This is a genomic window from Salmonella sp. SAL04213, from assembly GCF_046550535.1.
In the GTDB taxonomy this organism is placed as follows: domain Bacteria; phylum Pseudomonadota; class Gammaproteobacteria; order Enterobacterales; family Enterobacteriaceae; genus Salmonella; species Salmonella enterica.
Genome location: NZ_JBGDXS010000006.1, coordinates 1 through 15,154, shown reverse-complemented (window position 1 = coordinate 15,154; position 15,154 = coordinate 1). Strand labels below are relative to the sequence as shown.

Sequence of the window (15,154 nt, the reverse complement as noted above, 5' to 3'; positions counted from 1 at the left end):
AGGATGTTATGGTAACTATTCGTTTAGCTCGTCACGGCGCTAAAAAGCGTCCGTTCTACCAGGTTGTTGTCACCGACAGCCGTAATGCACGCAACGGTCGCTTCATTGAGCGCGTTGGTTTCTTCAACCCAATCGCTAGCGAAAAAGAAGAAGGCACCCGCCTGGATCTGGATCGCATCGCTCACTGGGTTGGCCAGGGCGCAACCATTTCCGATCGCGTTGCGGCGCTGATCAAAGAAGTAAAAAAAGCAGCTTAATCTGTCACGGTGGTCATGATGAGCAAGCAACTCGCCGCACAAGTACCCGCTGAACCGGTTGTACTGGGGAAAATGGGTTCTTCATACGGTATCCGTGGTTGGCTCAGAGTGTTTTCCTCCACTGAAGACGCCGAAAGCATTTTTGACTATCAGCCCTGGTTTATCCAGAAGGCGGGTCAGTGGCAGCAGGTACAGCTGGAAAGCTGGAAGCACCACAATCAGGATCTGATCATCAAGCTGAAAGGCGTTGACGATCGAGATGCCGCGAATCTTCTGACCAATTGCGAAATTGTCGTGGATTCCTCGCAACTTCCTGCGCTTGAGGAGGGAGACTACTACTGGAAAGACCTGATGGGTTGCCAGGTAGTCACCGCTGAAGGCTACGATCTCGGTAAAGTTATCGACATGATGGAAACCGGGTCGAATGACGTTCTCGTCATTAAGGCGAACCTGAAAGATGCATTTGGTATCAAGGAACGACTAGTACCGTTCCTCGATGGGCAGGTTATCAAGAAAGTCGATCTCGCTACTCGTACTATCGAAGTAGACTGGGATCCTGGTTTTTAAACCACCGAATAAACGGTAATAAATGGCGTTATGGGGATTGGCTTGTGTTTATTGGCATAGTTAGCCTGTTTCCTGAAATGTTCCGCGCAATTACCGATTACGGGGTAACTGGCCGGGCAGTAAAAAATGGCCTGCTGAACATCCAGAGCTGGAGTCCTCGCGACTTCACGCATGACCGGCACCGTACCGTGGACGATCGTCCTTACGGCGGCGGACCAGGGATGTTAATGATGGTGCAACCCTTGCGGGACGCCATTCATGCAGCAAAAGCCGCGGCAGGTGAAGGCGCTAAAGTGATTTATCTGTCGCCTCAGGGACGCAAGCTTGATCAAGCGGGCGTTAGCGAGCTGGCCACGAATCAGAAGCTTATTCTGGTGTGTGGTCGCTACGAAGGCGTAGATGAGCGCGTAATTCAGACCGAAATTGACGAAGAATGGTCAATTGGCGATTACGTTCTCAGCGGTGGCGAACTACCGGCAATGACGCTGATTGACTCCGTCGCCCGGTTTATACCGGGGGTTCTGGGGCATGAGGCATCAGCGATCGAAGATTCGTTTGCTGATGGGTTGCTGGATTGTCCGCACTATACGCGCCCTGAAGTGTTAGAGGGGATGGAAGTACCGCCAGTATTGCTGTCGGGAAACCATGCTGAGATACGTCGCTGGCGTTTGAAACAGTCGCTGGGCCGAACCTGGCTTAGAAGACCTGAACTTCTGGAAAACCTGGCTCTGACTGAAGAGCAAGCAAGGTTGCTGGCGGAGTTCAAAACAGAACACGCACAACAGCAGCATAAACATGATGGGATGGCATAGGCCCCCGAATATCAGTTTACCCAGGATAAGAGATTAAATTATGAGCAACATTATTAAGCAACTTGAACAAGAGCAGATGAAGCAGAACGTACCTTCCTTCCGTCCGGGCGATACCGTGGAAGTGAAAGTATGGGTTGTTGAAGGTACCAAGAAACGTCTGCAGGCATTCGAGGGCGTGGTTATCGCTATTCGTAACCGCGGTCTGCACTCTGCATTCACTGTTCGTAAAATTTCCAACGGCGAAGGCGTTGAGCGTGTCTTCCAGACTCACTCTCCGGTAGTTGACAGCATTGCTGTTAAACGTCGTGGTGCTGTTCGTAAAGCTAAACTGTACTACCTGCGTGAGCGTACTGGTAAAGCGGCTCGTATCAAAGAGCGTCTTAACTAAGAACGCGCTTTCGCAACATCCGAAAGCTTGTAGAAAAGAAGGGGCTGGCATTACGCTGGCCCCTTTTTTATGGGTTTGCTCCACGCCATAGACGGTTGCATGATTAGGTTGGGTCTGTGGTCTCAACGCTGAGTCAGAAACGGCCAGGCCCGTTCCTTAGTTTAGCGAGCGCTCCGCACGCCGGTGTTTAGCCTGATACATATTTCGATCGGCCAGTTCTTGTAGTTTTTCGGCAGTGGCATGTTCCCATGTCAGCGCAAAGCCAATACTCAGGGTCATCGTTATCCGCTGGCCGTTATGCAGTTCAAAAGGTCGATTAAACGCCTGGGATAGCGCTGCGCAAATACGTTGTACTTCATATTCCGAATGTACATCGTAAAGCACCATCGCAAATTCATCGCCGCCGAGTCGGTAAGTCTGATAACGGCTACCACCGAATTCCGCTAATCTTTTGGCAACCTCTATAAGTACGCGGTCGCCTGCCGCATGTCCCCAGGTATCATTAATATATTTAAAGTTATCGCCATCCAGAAATAACAATGCCGAACTGCTACGAGCGGAATTGTCCTTCATCAGCGCGTTAATACAGCTGCGAAATGCCGCGCGATTGGCAAGCCCCGTCAGCGGATCGTGCAGCGCGGTACGTAGTAACTGGGCATTTTTAGCCTGAAGCCGTAGCTGCCATTCTTCCATCTCATCCAGAAGGCTATTGAAATCCTGCGCAAACAGGTGAAATTCCGCAATACGCTCATCAGGTACCCGGCGTGAAAAATTTCGGTTAGTGCGAACGTCGTGTACAACTTCAGTAATATTTTGCAGCGCATCCACAACGCCATTGTGTAAATAACGCGTGAGCAGCAGGGCAATGCCGGATGCCAGCAGAATACATCCTGTCAGCACTGCCAGCGATAGCCAGATAAAATGACCAATAAGGCTGTCGCGGGCGACAAGCCGTACTTCGCCGATGGCCCTGCCGTTGTGCCAGACGGGTTGCGATACCGGCAATGGAAAAAGCCAGTGGCTAATTAAGCCGATGAGCTTATCGTCTGCGGCTCGCGCATCATAGCGCCATGAGGCGATAGCACGGCCATTTTTATCGCGGACCTCCGCCGCTGAAAATTGTCCCTGGCGTCCCAGTGTGGCGAGCGTTTCCGCTGCGGCCGCGTTATCGGAAAATACCAGTGCCGCTTCAAGGCTATGGGCCATTGTGGCGGCGGTCAAATCGAGATTTTTTTGCGCATACTGTTTGAGCGTAAGGACAGACGCAACGCAAATTAATAGCCAGATCAATGTCATTGTAAGCAGCACGCTGATTATACTAATCCGCCGTAGTGTGCGTTTAAATGTTGGCCTGGACAGAGAAAATTCCTTATTCATGCTTTTGATTCCGTGCAAGCATTAATACTTCTGGATTCACTCTCACGCCGCTATGCGAGAGGGAGTCCAGGTTGACGGAAAATTTGACTTCATCATTGTTAATGATCAGACAAAATGCGCTGCCAATAATACATTCAGTATTTTGCTCGGCAATTAATAACAAAGCATTAACTGGATAATGACGCGTTAACTCCACCTGATAAGCTGGCGATTCATTGCCAAAGTAAAAACCATCACAGCGGGCGCTCAGGGCTTCTTGTGTGGTACGGATGACAAGCGGTTGATAAGGGAAAGCCCAGTTAGCCTCTTCGCTAAGTACCCTGACAAAACGCGCAGATGAAAATATGCATAGCCTTGGCGGCCCGGATAACGCCGGCCAGTGTGTATAACTGACGATACCGGAGACGATGGCGCGTACGGATTTCTCTTCTTCCGTGACGCGTTGAGCATACAGAGGCAAGCTTGCTAATAATAGCGATAACAGAAGGATAAATCGGTGAGAAAAACGCATTAACAAGTCCCCACCATCTTCATTCGTAAAGCATTAAAATACATCCGTGATTGTTTGTAGCAAAATAACATTATTTTGCCATATCGTCATTATGTCTTATTGATAATATGAATAATTTAATTGGCGTCCCTGATATTAAATTCTTGTGATTATGGTATTAATCACCCTATATCAGAAAGTAAAAATATGTGTGCGGAGAAAAAATAATCAAAAAATAGCGAGCATCGCTCATTTTACCGCTTTTCTGAGGCTGGGAATAAAATAATTCACTTGTTGTGTAAAGTTTTTGATACAAAATGAAGGGGTTTAATCGACTATTTCGCATGGTGTAAAGTTTATTTTACGTAATATGGATTGAAATCTTTACTTTTTGTGGTATGGTTTAAACATCCTCGTGGAGGATCAACTATCGCAAACAAGAAAAGACAGGATCGCCATCATGCAAAAAGACGCGCTGAATAACGTACGTATCACCGATGAACAGGTATTAATGACGCCGGAGCAGCTTAAAGCGGCCTTTCCGTTGAGTCTGGCGCAGGAAGCGCAGATAGCGCAGTCCCGGGGAATCATTTCTGACATTATTGCCGGGCGCGATCCGCGTCTGTTGGTGGTATGCGGTCCTTGTTCTATTCACGATCCTGAAACCGCTCTGGAATATGCCCGTCGATTTAAAGCCCTTGCCGCAGAGGTCAGCGATAGCCTCTATCTGGTAATGCGCGTCTATTTTGAAAAGCCGCGGACTACCGTCGGCTGGAAAGGGCTGATTAACGATCCTCACATGGATGGCTCATTTGATGTGGAAGCCGGGTTGAAAATAGCGCGTCAGCTACTGGTGGAACTGGTGAATATGGGGTTGCCATTGGCGACCGAAGCGTTGGATCCGAACAGCCCGCAATACCTGGGCGATCTGTTTAGCTGGTCGGCGATAGGCGCGCGCACAACCGAATCGCAAACCCACCGCGAAATGGCGTCTGGTCTTTCTATGCCGGTCGGCTTTAAAAACGGTACGGATGGCAGCCTGGCGACAGCGATTAACGCCATGCGCGCCGCTGCGCAACCTCATCGTTTTGTTGGCATTAACCAGGCCGGTCAGGTTGCGTTATTGCAAACCCAGGGAAATCCGCATGGTCATGTGATTCTGCGTGGCGGCAAAGCGCCAAACTATAGCCCGGCAGATGTCGCTCAGTGTGAAAAAGAGATGGAACAGGCGGGACTACGTCCTTCGCTGATGGTAGATTGCAGTCATGGTAACTCCAATAAAGATTATCGCCGCCAGCCAGCCGTTGCCGAATCTGTGGTTGCGCAGATTAAAGATGGCAATCGTTCAATCATTGGCTTAATGATTGAAAGTAATATTCATGAGGGTAATCAGTCTTCCGAGCAGCCGCGCAGCGAAATGAAGTATGGCGTTTCCGTCACCGATGCTTGTATTAGCTGGGAGATGACCGATGCCCTGTTACGTGAAATTCATAAAGATTTGAGCGGCCAGCTGGCGGTGCGCGTCGCATAAGAGGTTGTTATGGTTGCTGAATTGACCGCGTTACGCGATCAAATAGATGATGTCGATAAAGCGTTGTTGAATTTACTGGCTAAGCGCCTGGAACTGGTTGCCAAAGTCGGCGAGGTGAAAAGCCGTTTTGGCCTGCCTATTTACGTGCCGGAGCGTGAGGCCTCTATGCTGGCTTCACGACGGGCGGAAGCAGAAGCGATCGGTGTCCCGCCCGATCTCATTGAAGATGTCCTGCGCCGGGTAATGCGTGAATCTTACTCCAGCGAAAATGATAAGGGGTTCAAAACGCTTTGTCCTTCTCTGCGTCCGGTCGTCATTGTGGGCGGCGGCGGACAGATGGGGCGTCTGTTTGAAAAAATGCTCACGCTGTCGGGCTATCAGGTCCGTATTCTGGAACAGCAGGACTGGCCGCGCGCCAGGGCCATTGTCGCCGATGCCGGAATGGTGATCGTCAGCGTGCCGATTCATGTTACTGAACAGGTCATAGCGCAACTGCCGCCCCTGCCGTCCGACTGTATTCTGGTCGATCTGGCATCGGTGAAAAGCGGTCCGTTGCAGGCAATGTTGGCGGCCCATGATGGCCCCGTGTTGGGCTTGCATCCGATGTTTGGTCCGGACAGCGGGAGCCTGGCGAAGCAGGTGGTGGTCTGGTGTGATGGGCGTCAACCGGAAGCGTATCAGTGGTTCCTTGAGCAAATCCAGGTGTGGGGCGCGCGGTTGCATCGAATTAGCGCTGTCGAGCACGATCAGAACATGGCTTTTATCCAGGCGTTGCGCCATTTTGCTACCTTCGCTTATGGGCTGCATCTGGCGGAAGAGAACGTCCAGCTTGAGCAGCTTCTGGCGCTATCATCGCCGATTTATCGACTGGAGCTGGCGATGGTCGGGCGTCTGTTCGCCCAGGACCCGCAACTGTATGCGGACATTATTATGTCGTCGGAGCGCAATCTGGCGCTTATCAAGCGTTACTATAAACGTTTTGGCGATGCTATCGGGTTACTGGAACAGGGTGATAAGCAGGCTTTTATCGACAGTTTTCGCAAAGTTGAACACTGGTTTGGCGATTATGCCAGACGCTTCCAGAATGAAAGCCGTGTGTTATTGCGTCAGGCGAATGACAGCCGACCATAATGATGACATCTATACTAAAAGCCAGCTTTGCTGGCTTTTTTCGTTTAAGGAACCGTTATGACTACGCCGCACGTTTTATTTGATTATGTCGGACATCTACCAGAATGCCCCACATGGAGCGAGGATGAAAGCGCGCTGTATTGGACCGATATCCTGGAACAGGAGATCCATCGTTACCATCCGGCGAGCGGGACGCATAGCGTGCTGGCGTTTCCGGAAGAGGTGGGCTGTTTTGCCTTGCGTGAGCAGGGCGGATTTATTGTGGCCATGCGTCATGCTATCTGGCTGGCCGATAAAAATGGATTATTGCAGCGTAAGGTTTGCGACAATCCCTCTAATACGAAACTGGCGCGTTTCAACGATGGCGGCACTGATGGCGATGGACGTTTTTATGCCGGAACGTTCTGGGCGCCAGGTGACTATAATGGCGCGTTGCTGATGCGGATCGATCATGACCTGACGGCAAAAGTGATCCAGTGCGATATCCAGGGACACAACGGCCTGGCGTTCAGCCCGAATAACCAGTGGATGTATACCTCCGATACGCCGAATGGCGTGATATACCGCACGTTACTTGATAAGCATGGCGAACCGGGCAAGCGCGAACTTTTTCGCCATTTTGGCGAAGGAGAAGGACTTCCCGACGGCGCGGCGATGGATAGCGAAGGGTGCTACTGGAGCGCGATGTTTGACGGCTGGCGCGTGGCGCGTTTCTCACCGCAAGGAGAGCAGCTGGAAGAGTACCGGTTGCCGGTACGTTGTCCGACGATGGTTTGCTTTGGCGGCGCAGATATGAAAACGCTGTTTATTACAACTACCAGAGAAAATATGTCTGCTCAGGAAGTGGCGGATTATCCGCTCTCCGGCGCCATCTTCACCCTGCAGGTAGCCGTCGCAGGGATGAAGAAAAGCCGTTTTATTGAACGTCAGGCAGGTTCTACCGGCACGACGTTTTCGCTGGGATAGCAGCCAAGCACTTTCATTGAGCGCGTGATCTCGCCCAGCTCTTTTAGCGCGCTTTGCATTACCTGCGACTCCAGGTTCGCCTGAATATCGAGATAAAACATCTCTTCCCACGGATTGCCGTGAATGGGGCGCGACTCCAGTTTCGTCATGATGAGATTGTGGTTACGCAGCACCAGCAGCGCTTCGACCAGCGCGCCAGCTTGCTGCCCGGTGGCTATTAACAGAGTGGTTTTTGCCGGAACCTGATCGGAAACATTAATGGCTTTGCGCGCCAGTACCAGAAAGCGGGTGATATTCTGCGTCTGGTTTGCGGCGATGCGTTCCAGCACCTGTAAACCGTGCAACATGCCGCCTGCCTCGCTGCCGAGCGCCGCGACGCGCGGAGAGCTTGCCTGCGCGACTTTTTCCATCGCTGCCGACGTACTCTCGGTATAGTCAATTTTCCAGTGCGGATAGCGGCTCAAAAATTTACTGCACTGCTGGAACGGCTGCGGATGGCTGTACACCGTTTCGATGGTATTCAGATCCGTAGCGCCGGAAACCAGTACGCAGTGATCGATAGTGACGGTCATCTCACCGACAATCGACAGACTGGTGTGTTGCAATAAGTCGTACACATCGTTGATAGCGCCGGAGCTGGTGTTCTCTATCGGAACCACGGCGTAATCGGCCTGGCCGGTTTCGACCTGATGAAAAATATCGGTGAATTTTGCGCAACCGCTCTCGATAAATTGCTCAAAATGGCGTGCAGCATACTGGCGCGCCGCGAGATGAGAATAGGAGCCTTTCGGCCCAAGAAACGCAATACGTGCCGAATGAGGGTGAGTATTATTCAGATGTTGTTGCAGCAGCGCCTGCTGAGTAAGCACGGAGTCTTCAATGATAAGCTGGAACAGACGGGTAATGTAGTGTGCGTCGAGATGGTGGGCTTTACCGAGATGGATGAGCCTGTCCAGCAGCGCTCGTTCACGATCGATATCCCGAACCGGACGATGCGACAGTAGTTTTGCTTGTCCCACTTCAATCGCCAGCGCGCGTCGTTTTGCCAGTAAGGCCAGTAACTCTTCGTCTAAAGCGCTGATTTTATCTCGCAGCGCCAGTAATGGGTTTTCCGATGTCATAGTGTTGCCTTTTTTGTTATCAATAAAAAAGGCCTCCCGGTGGGGGAGGCCTTCTTGTTCGTCTTCGCATTCTTTATCACATGACGAAACGCCTCCCGGTCAGGGGAAGATAAAAAAGAATGCGAAGAAAAACCGGGTGAGTTTCATAACTGTTTCCTTTGTGTACGTAAGTACAGTACCCGTACTGTTTTAATCCTGTCAACAAAAAACGCGCCCGAAGGCGCGTTGGCGATACACTCAATGTAAGGGACTACTCTTCTTCTGCTTCGACGAAGCTGGCATCTTTCACCGATGCGGTGGCACGACGGGCTTCGCCTTTGTGCTGCACTTTATTGAGCTGCCGTTCCAGCTTGTTGATCAATTCATTAATAGCGGTGTACATATCTTCGTGTTTTGCGCTGGCGACCAGATGTCCGTTCGGTGTATTAATGGTGGCGTCAGCAATAAAGCCCTGTGGCTCTTTAGACAGAATGATATGAGGATTAATCAGGTGAGTTTGCCATTTTTCCAGTTTGGCGAGACGGTCTGCGACATGTTGGCGGATTGCCGGAGTAATTTCCATTTGTTTACTGGTAATGTTCATTGTCATAAATTTTACCTCTTGTCTTTCCCGTCTTGGTGATTCCAGCATACCGTTCTTAATGTCAAAATGTGTGATGTAAATCACATTATTTTGTCACTTTTTGTCAAGGCGAACTTTTTGTGAGGCATCGCAGGAAGAAGCGATCTTTTACTTGAGGAATGGCTGAAAGCAGGCCATATTTGACTGGATGCGTTGCAGTGAAATCATTTCTGTTGCATCAGATATCGAATAAAAAAACGGCAGCCGGAAGGCTGCCGTTTTGCTTGTCTGTATTGCTTCAGGTGTTTTTGCTGTTAGCAGCAATAATTTTCGCGACTTTGTCAGCCTGCGCATTCAGCTGCATCTGACGATAGGCGTTTTCCATCAGCGGCAACGCATCGCGCGTGGCCTGCGTATCAGGATAATTGCGTAGCATACCTTCTACCCGGTTTACGACCGCAACCCATGCGCCGCGCGCGGTATAGTACTCTGCGACGGAATATTCATATTTCGCCAGACGGTCTTTCAGGAATACCAGACGCTTAGTGGCGTCGGTGGTGTACTGGCTATTAGGATAGCTGCGTACCAGTTTCGAAAAGTCATTGAACGCCGCCCGCGCATGTTGCGGATCGCGATCGCTGCGATCGACGCCAAAGAAACCCTGCAGCGCGCTATCATCCAGCGCCATGTTCGTCAGGCCGCGCATGTACATGACATAGTCAATATTAGGGTGCGTTGGATTAAGACGCATAAAACGATCGATAGCGGCCTGCGCTAGCGGCAAATCGGCGTTTTTGTAATAGGCGTAGATAAGATCCAACTGCACCTGCTGAGAATACGGTCCGAATGGATAACGATTATCTAATGCTTCCAATTGCGTTATTGCCTGTTTCCAGTTACCGTCCTGCAGCTTTTGCTGAGCAGTCGCGTAGATTTCATTCGGCGGATTATCGGGCACCTCTTCCTTTGAACCCGAGCAACCCGCCAGAAACAGGCTCAACGTGGCTGCTGCCACCAGATATTTCATGCGCGTCATGACGTTTTGACTTTCCTCAAAATGTTTTACGGGAGATTCTCTGTTCCTGCTCCCGGTTAAGACCAGCTACAATAGCACACTATATTAAACGGCAAAGCCGTAAAACCCAACGTTAAACGAAGAAGCTGTATATGGCACAACGAGTACAACTCACCGCAACGGTCTCCGAAAACCAACTCGGTCAACGCTTAGATCAGGCTTTGGCCGAAATGTTCCCGGATTATTCACGTTCGCGTATAAAAGAATGGATTTTGAATCAGCGCGTGTTGGTCAATGGTCAACTTTGCGATAAGCCAAAAGAAAAAGTGTTAGGCGGCGAGCGGGTGGCTATTGATGCGGAGATCGACGAAGAGATTCGTTTTGAAGCGCAGGATATCCCGTTAGATATTGTTTATGAAGATGACGATATTCTGGTTATCAACAAACCACGCGATCTGGTGGTACATCCTGGCGCGGGTAACCCGGACGGTACGGTACTGAACGCGTTGCTACATTATTATCCGCCGATTGCGGATGTTCCGCGCGCGGGCATTGTGCATCGTCTGGATAAGGACACGACGGGGCTGATGGTGGTGGCCAAAACCGTTCCGGCGCAAACGCGCCTGGTGGAGTCTTTGCAGCTGCGCGAGATCACCCGCGAATATGAAGCGGTCGCGATCGGACATATGACGGCGGGAGGAACGGTGAATGAACCCATCAGTCGTCACCCGACCAAACGTACCCATATGTCGGTGCATCCCATGGGCAAACCGGCGGTGACCCACTACCGCATTATGGAACATTTCCGTGTGCACACGCGTCTTAGGTTGCGTCTGGAGACCGGGCGTACGCACCAGATCCGCGTGCATATGGCGCATATTACGCACCCGTTAGTGGGCGATCAGGTCTACGGTGGTCGTCCACGTCCACCGAAAGGCGCATCGGAAGAGTTTATTTCCACGTTGCGTAAGTTTGACCGCCAGGCGCTTCATGCAACGATGCTGCGTCTCTACCATCCTGTATCGGGTATCGAAATGGAGTGGCACGCGCCGATTCCACAGGATATGGTGGACCTTATTGATGCGATGCGCGTCGATTTCGAAGATCATAAAGATGATGTGGACTGGTTATGAATGCACTGATTGTCCCGCAGTGGCCGCTGCCGAAAGGCGTCGCAGCCTGTAGTTCTACCCGTATTGGCGGGGTGAGTTTACCGCCTTACGATTCGTTGAATCTGGGCGCGCATTGCGGCGATAACCCGGAGCATGTTGAAGAGAACCGCAAGCGTCTGTTTGCGGCGGGCAATCTGCCTTCGAAACCTGTCTGGCTTGAACAGGTTCACGGTAAAAATGTGTTGAGGCTTACCGGAGAACCTTATGCCTCCAAACGTGCGGATGCGTCTTACAGCAATACGCCAGGAACCGTCTGCGCGGTAATGACGGCAGACTGCCTGCCTGTGCTATTCTGTAACCGTGAGGGAACAGAAGTGGCGGCGGCTCATGCGGGCTGGCGCGGATTATGTGAAGGCGTACTGGAGGAAACTGTCACCTGCTTTGCTGACAAACCAGAAAATATCATCGCCTGGTTAGGTCCGGCGATCGGCCCGACCGCGTTTGAAGTGGGGCCGGAAGTGCGTGAGGCATTTTTAGCAAAAGATGCGCAAGCCGATAGCGCATTTTTGCCGCACGGGGAAAAATTTCTGGCGGATATTTATCAGCTTGCACGCCAACGTCTGGCGAATACCGGCGTTGAACATGTCTATGGCGGGGATCGCTGCACCTTTAGCGAAAGTGAGACTTTCTTCTCTTATCGTCGCGACAAGACGACAGGTCGTATGGCAAGTTTTATTTGGCTGATATAACCTAAAGAATCAAGACGATCCGGTACGGGTAACTTTCTTTTCACATAATTCAGGTCATTCACCTTGAATAATTGAGGGATGACCTCATTTAATCTCCAGTAGCAATTTTGACCTGTTATGGGAGGAGTTATGCGTCTGGATCGTCTTACTAACAAATTCCAGCTTGCTCTTGCCGATGCCCAGTCGCTCGCGCTGGGGCACGACAACCAATTCATCGAACCTCTTCATTTAATGAGCGCCTTGCTGAACCAGGAAGGGGGATCGATACGTCCTTTATTAACCTCCGCCGGCATTAATGCTGGCCAGTTGCGCACCGCTATCGATCAGGCGCTGAGCCGTTTACCGCAGGTGGAAGGCACCGGCGGCGACGTACAGCCTTCTTCGGAACTGGTACGCGTACTGAACCTTTGCGACAAGCTGGCGCAAAAACGGGGGGACAATTTTATTTCGTCAGAGCTGTTTGTTCTGGCGGCGCTTGAGTCTCGCGGCACGTTAACCGATCTGCTGAAATCAGCCGGTGCGACCACGGCCAATATCACTCAGGCAATTGAACAGATGCGCGGAGGTGAAAGCGTGAACGATCAAGGGGCTGAAGACCAACGTCAGGCCTTGAAAAAATATACCGTCGATCTGACCGAGCGGGCTGAACAAGGTAAGCTTGACCCGGTAATTGGTCGTGATGAAGAAATTCGCCGTACCATTCAGGTACTGCAACGTCGTACTAAAAACAACCCGGTGTTAATCGGTGAGCCAGGGGTCGGTAAAACGGCAATTGTTGAAGGACTGGCGCAGCGCATTATTAACGGTGAAGTCCCTGAAGGCTTAAAAGGTCGCCGCGTACTGGCGCTGGATATGGGCGCGCTGGTGGCCGGGGCGAAATATCGCGGCGAATTTGAAGAGCGTCTGAAAGGCGTGCTGAACGATCTGGCAAAACAGGAAGGCAACGTCATCCTGTTTATTGACGAGCTGCACACCATGGTTGGCGCAGGTAAGGCTGATGGCGCCATGGACGCCGGGAATATGCTGAAACCGGCGCTGGCGCGTGGTGAACTGCACTGTGTGGGCGCCACCACGCTGGATGAATACCGTCAGTACATTGAAAAAGACGCGGCGCTGGAACGTCGTTTTCAAAAAGTGTTTGTCGCAGAACCTTCAGTGGAAGACACCATCGCTATTCTGCGTGGCCTGAAAGAACGTTACGAGCTGCACCACCATGTGCAGATCACTGACCCGGCGATTGTGGCGGCGGCAACATTATCTCACCGCTATATCGCTGACCGTCAGTTGCCGGATAAAGCTATCGACCTCATCGATGAAGCGGCATCCAGCATTCGTATGCAGATTGACTCTAAGCCGGAGGAGCTGGACAGACTCGACCGCCGCATTATTCAGCTCAAACTGGAACAGCAGGCGTTGATGAAAGAGTCTGACGAGGCGAGTAAAAAACGTCTCGATATGCTCAACGAAGAACTGGACGACAAAGAGCGCCAGTATTCTGAGCTGGAAGAAGAGTGGAAAGCGGAAAAAGCGTCGCTCTCTGGTACGCAAACTATTAAAGCGGAGCTGGAGCAGGCGAAGATTGCCATCGAGCAGGCGCGTCGCGTTGGCGACCTGGCGCGAATGTCTGAATTGCAGTACGGCAAAATTCCGGAGCTGGAAAAACAGTTGGAAGCCGCGACCCAGTCGGAAGGTAAAACCATGCGTCTGTTACGTAACAAAGTAACGGATGCGGAAATTGCCGAAGTGCTGGCGCGCTGGACCGGTATTCCGGTTGCCAGAATGCTGGAAGGCGAACGTGAAAAACTGTTGCGTATGGAACAAGAGTTACACAGCCGTGTGATCGGGCAGAATGAAGCCGTTGAAGCAGTATCGAACGCCATACGTCGTAGCCGTGCAGGGCTGTCCGATCCGAACCGTCCGATTGGTTCCTTCCTGTTCCTTGGGCCGACGGGGGTCGGTAAAACCGAACTGTGTAAAGCGCTGGCTAACTTTATGTTCGACAGCGACGACGCGATGGTGCGTATCGACATGTCTGAGTTTATGGAGAAACACTCCGTGTCTCGTTTGGTCGGGGCGCCTCCGGGATATGTCGGCTATGAAGAAGGCGGTTATTTGACGGAAGCGGTGCGCCGTCGTCCTTATTCCGTCATCTTGTTGGATGAAGTAGAAAAAGCGCATCCGGATGTATTCAACATTCTGTTGCAGGTGCTGGACGACGGTCGGCTGACTGACGGGCAGGGGAGAACGGTCGACTTCCGTAATACGGTGGTCATTATGACTTCTAACCTCGGTTCCGATCTCATTCAGGAGCGCTTTGGCGAACTGGATTACGGTCGAATGAAAGAGATGGTGCTGGGTGTGGTTAGCCAAAACTTCCGTCCGGAATTTATCAACCGTATTGATGAAGTTGTGGTATTCCATCCGTTAGGTGAGCAACACATCGCTTCTATTGCTCAGATCCAGCTGCAGCGTCTGTACAAACGTCTGGAAGAACGTGGTTATGAAATCCATATCTCCGACGAGGCGCTGAAACTGTTGAGCGCCAACGGTTACGATCCGGTCTACGGGGCGCGTCCGTTAAAACGTGCTATTCAACAGCAGATCGAAAACCCACTGGCGCAGCAAATCCTGTCTGGTGAACTGGTTCCTGGCAAAGTGATTCGCCTTGAAGCCAATGATGATCGTATTGTGGCAGTGCAGTAAGTCACAAATTTGAATAAAACGGGCCCTGACGGGCTCGTTTTTGTTTAAAAACCAGGCGAAAATAGGCTTTTGGTTCAAATATTGTTTGAAAAGTGAACGGTTGAGCTTTTTTTTGCATTTAGGTCTTGTCAGGCTCTAATAACTCCCTATAATGCGCCACCACTGACACGGAACAACGGCATACAGGCCGCCGGGTCAGAAAGGCTTCGTTAAGAAGTGTGTGAGGAAAGCGAAAATAAAGGCTTGACTCAAAAAGAGGAAAGCGTAATATACGCCACCTCGCGACGGTGAGCTGAAAGCCGCGTCGCACCTGCTCTTTAACAATTTATCAGACAATCTGTGTGGGCACTCGAAGATACGGATTCTTAACGTC

At 51.2% G+C, this 15,154-nt stretch carries 16 protein-coding genes and 1 other annotated feature; of the genes, 10 read left to right on the top strand and 6 right to left on the bottom strand.

Annotation, left to right across the window (positions count from 1 at the left end; all coding sequences use genetic code 11):
• The first annotated feature begins 8 nt into the window (after positions 1-8).
• From rpsP to rplS, 4 genes are read left to right on the top strand one after another with little or no spacing between them, the layout of a single operon-like run.
• Positions 9-257 carry a 30S ribosomal protein S16 gene (gene rpsP, locus ACLJPQ_RS15350; protein ID WP_000256453.1) on the top strand — a complete coding sequence of 83 codons (249 nt, stop codon included), beginning with the start codon at positions 9-11 and terminating at the stop codon, positions 255-257.
• An 18-nt stretch (positions 258-275) separates the two neighbouring features.
• The gene (gene rimM, locus ACLJPQ_RS15345) at positions 276-824 is read left to right on the top strand and encodes a ribosome maturation factor RimM (protein WP_000043266.1); all 549 of its coding nucleotides are present in this window, start codon (positions 276-278) and stop codon (positions 822-824) included.
• Positions 825-868: 44 nt separating this feature from the next.
• The gene (gene trmD, locus ACLJPQ_RS15340; protein ID WP_000469813.1) at positions 869-1,636 is read left to right on the top strand and encodes a tRNA (guanosine(37)-N1)-methyltransferase TrmD; all 768 of its coding nucleotides are present in this window, start codon (positions 869-871) and stop codon (positions 1,634-1,636) included.
• A 40-nt stretch (positions 1,637-1,676) separates the two neighbouring features.
• Complete coding sequence (rplS, locus tag ACLJPQ_RS15335) at positions 1,677-2,024, top strand: 50S ribosomal protein L19 (protein ID WP_000065257.1); 348 nt, start codon at positions 1,677-1,679, stop codon at positions 2,022-2,024.
• 156 nt (positions 2,025-2,180) lie between these two features.
• Here the strand turns inward: rplS and dgcN are convergent, their stop codons facing one another.
• Together dgcN and ACLJPQ_RS15325 are read right to left on the bottom strand one after the other, a co-directional pair.
• Positions 2,181-3,401: a diguanylate cyclase DgcN gene (dgcN, locus tag ACLJPQ_RS15330; RefSeq protein ID WP_001030981.1), complete on the bottom strand. Its 1,221-nt coding sequence runs from the start codon at positions 3,399-3,401 to the stop codon at positions 2,181-2,183.
• Positions 3,394-3,912: a YfiR family protein gene (locus ACLJPQ_RS15325; protein WP_079944007.1), complete on the bottom strand. Its 519-nt coding sequence runs from the start codon at positions 3,910-3,912 to the stop codon at positions 3,394-3,396. Before ACLJPQ_RS15325 ends, dgcN begins: the two co-directional genes overlap by 8 nt.
• 439 nt (positions 3,913-4,351) lie before the next feature.
• On the opposite strand from ACLJPQ_RS15325, the gene aroF reads away from it, so the two are divergent.
• Genes aroF through ACLJPQ_RS15310 form a run of 3 tightly spaced genes read left to right on the top strand, consistent with a single transcriptional unit; the run spans position 4,352 to position 7,519 of the window.
• Positions 4,352-5,422: a 3-deoxy-7-phosphoheptulonate synthase AroF gene (gene aroF / locus ACLJPQ_RS15320; RefSeq protein WP_001168062.1), complete on the top strand. Its 1,071-nt coding sequence runs from the start codon at positions 4,352-4,354 to the stop codon at positions 5,420-5,422.
• Between the two features lie 9 nt (positions 5,423-5,431).
• Positions 5,432-6,553 carry a bifunctional chorismate mutase/prephenate dehydrogenase gene (tyrA, locus tag ACLJPQ_RS15315; RefSeq protein ID WP_076936962.1) on the top strand — a complete coding sequence of 374 codons (1,122 nt, stop codon included), beginning with the start codon at positions 5,432-5,434 and terminating at the stop codon, positions 6,551-6,553.
• A gap of 57 nt (positions 6,554-6,610) precedes the next feature.
• A complete protein-coding gene (locus ACLJPQ_RS15310) occupies positions 6,611-7,519 on the top strand; it encodes an SMP-30/gluconolactonase/LRE family protein (protein WP_000210993.1) in 909 nt (302 codons plus the stop codon).
• On the opposite strand, the gene pheA is transcribed toward ACLJPQ_RS15310, so the two are convergent.
• From pheA to bamD, 4 genes are all read right to left on the bottom strand, one after another.
• Positions 7,480-8,640 carry a bifunctional chorismate mutase/prephenate dehydratase gene (gene pheA, locus ACLJPQ_RS15305; protein ID WP_080185174.1) on the bottom strand — a complete coding sequence of 387 codons (1,161 nt, stop codon included), beginning with the start codon at positions 8,638-8,640 and terminating at the stop codon, positions 7,480-7,482. The genes ACLJPQ_RS15310 and pheA overlap by 40 nt on opposite strands.
• Before the next feature lie 22 nt (positions 8,641-8,662).
• Positions 8,663-8,788: a sequence feature (Phe leader region), on the bottom strand.
• Positions 8,740-8,787, bottom strand: a complete 48-nt coding sequence (gene pheL, locus ACLJPQ_RS15300; RefSeq protein WP_010989056.1) for a pheA operon leader peptide PheL — start codon at positions 8,785-8,787, stop codon at positions 8,740-8,742. (Overlaps the previous feature by 48 nt.)
• Positions 8,789-8,890: 102 nt before the next feature.
• The gene (raiA, locus tag ACLJPQ_RS15295; RefSeq protein ID WP_000178449.1) at positions 8,891-9,229 is read right to left on the bottom strand and encodes a ribosome-associated translation inhibitor RaiA; all 339 of its coding nucleotides are present in this window, start codon (positions 9,227-9,229) and stop codon (positions 8,891-8,893) included.
• A 271-nt stretch (positions 9,230-9,500) separates the two neighbouring features.
• Positions 9,501-10,238 (bottom strand): outer membrane protein assembly factor BamD, encoded by a 738-nt coding sequence (gene bamD / locus ACLJPQ_RS15290; RefSeq protein ID WP_000197660.1) that lies wholly within the window; start codon positions 10,236-10,238, stop codon positions 9,501-9,503.
• Positions 10,239-10,369: 131 nt separating this feature from the next.
• On the opposite strand from bamD, the gene rluD reads away from it, so the two are divergent.
• From rluD to clpB, 3 genes are all read left to right on the top strand, one after another.
• Positions 10,370-11,350, top strand: coding sequence for a 23S rRNA pseudouridine(1911/1915/1917) synthase RluD (rluD, locus tag ACLJPQ_RS15285; RefSeq protein ID WP_023138905.1), 981 nt, complete (start codon positions 10,370-10,372; stop codon positions 11,348-11,350).
• Positions 11,347-12,078, top strand: coding sequence for a purine nucleoside phosphorylase YfiH (yfiH, locus tag ACLJPQ_RS15280; protein WP_001749367.1), 732 nt, complete (start codon positions 11,347-11,349; stop codon positions 12,076-12,078). The genes rluD and yfiH overlap by 4 nt, the downstream gene beginning before the upstream one ends.
• Before the next feature lie 129 nt (positions 12,079-12,207).
• Complete coding sequence (clpB, locus tag ACLJPQ_RS15275; protein ID WP_001235092.1) at positions 12,208-14,781, top strand: ATP-dependent chaperone ClpB; 2,574 nt, start codon at positions 12,208-12,210, stop codon at positions 14,779-14,781.
• The last annotated feature ends 373 nt before the right edge of the window (positions 14,782-15,154 follow it).

Bases quoted from the DNA above. Each gene is read 5' to 3' on its own strand.
- rpsP (WP_000256453.1), top strand. From the start codon at position 9: ATGGTAACTATTCGTTTAGCTCGTCACGGCGCTAAAAAGCGTCCGTTC.
- rimM (WP_000043266.1), top strand. From the start codon at position 276: ATGAGCAAGCAACTCGCCGCACAAGTACCCGCTGAACCGGTTGTACTG.
- rplS (WP_000065257.1), top strand. From the start codon at position 1,677: ATGAGCAACATTATTAAGCAACTTGAACAAGAGCAGATGAAGCAGAAC.
- dgcN (WP_001030981.1), bottom strand. From the start codon at position 3,401: ATGAATAAGGAATTTTCTCTGTCCAGGCCAACATTTAAACGCACACTA.
- ACLJPQ_RS15325 (WP_079944007.1), bottom strand. From the start codon at position 3,912: ATGCGTTTTTCTCACCGATTTATCCTTCTGTTATCGCTATTATTAGCA.
- aroF (WP_001168062.1), top strand. From the start codon at position 4,352: ATGCAAAAAGACGCGCTGAATAACGTACGTATCACCGATGAACAGGTA.
- tyrA (WP_076936962.1), top strand. From the start codon at position 5,432: ATGGTTGCTGAATTGACCGCGTTACGCGATCAAATAGATGATGTCGAT.
- ACLJPQ_RS15310 (WP_000210993.1), top strand. From the start codon at position 6,611: ATGACTACGCCGCACGTTTTATTTGATTATGTCGGACATCTACCAGAA.
- pheA (WP_080185174.1), bottom strand. From the start codon at position 8,640: ATGACATCGGAAAACCCATTACTGGCGCTGCGAGATAAAATCAGCGCT.
- raiA (WP_000178449.1), bottom strand. From the start codon at position 9,229: ATGACAATGAACATTACCAGTAAACAAATGGAAATTACTCCGGCAATC.
- bamD (WP_000197660.1), bottom strand. From the start codon at position 10,238: ATGACGCGCATGAAATATCTGGTGGCAGCAGCCACGTTGAGCCTGTTT.
- rluD (WP_023138905.1), top strand. From the start codon at position 10,370: ATGGCACAACGAGTACAACTCACCGCAACGGTCTCCGAAAACCAACTC.
- yfiH (WP_001749367.1), top strand. From the start codon at position 11,347: ATGAATGCACTGATTGTCCCGCAGTGGCCGCTGCCGAAAGGCGTCGCA.
- clpB (WP_001235092.1), top strand. From the start codon at position 12,208: ATGCGTCTGGATCGTCTTACTAACAAATTCCAGCTTGCTCTTGCCGAT.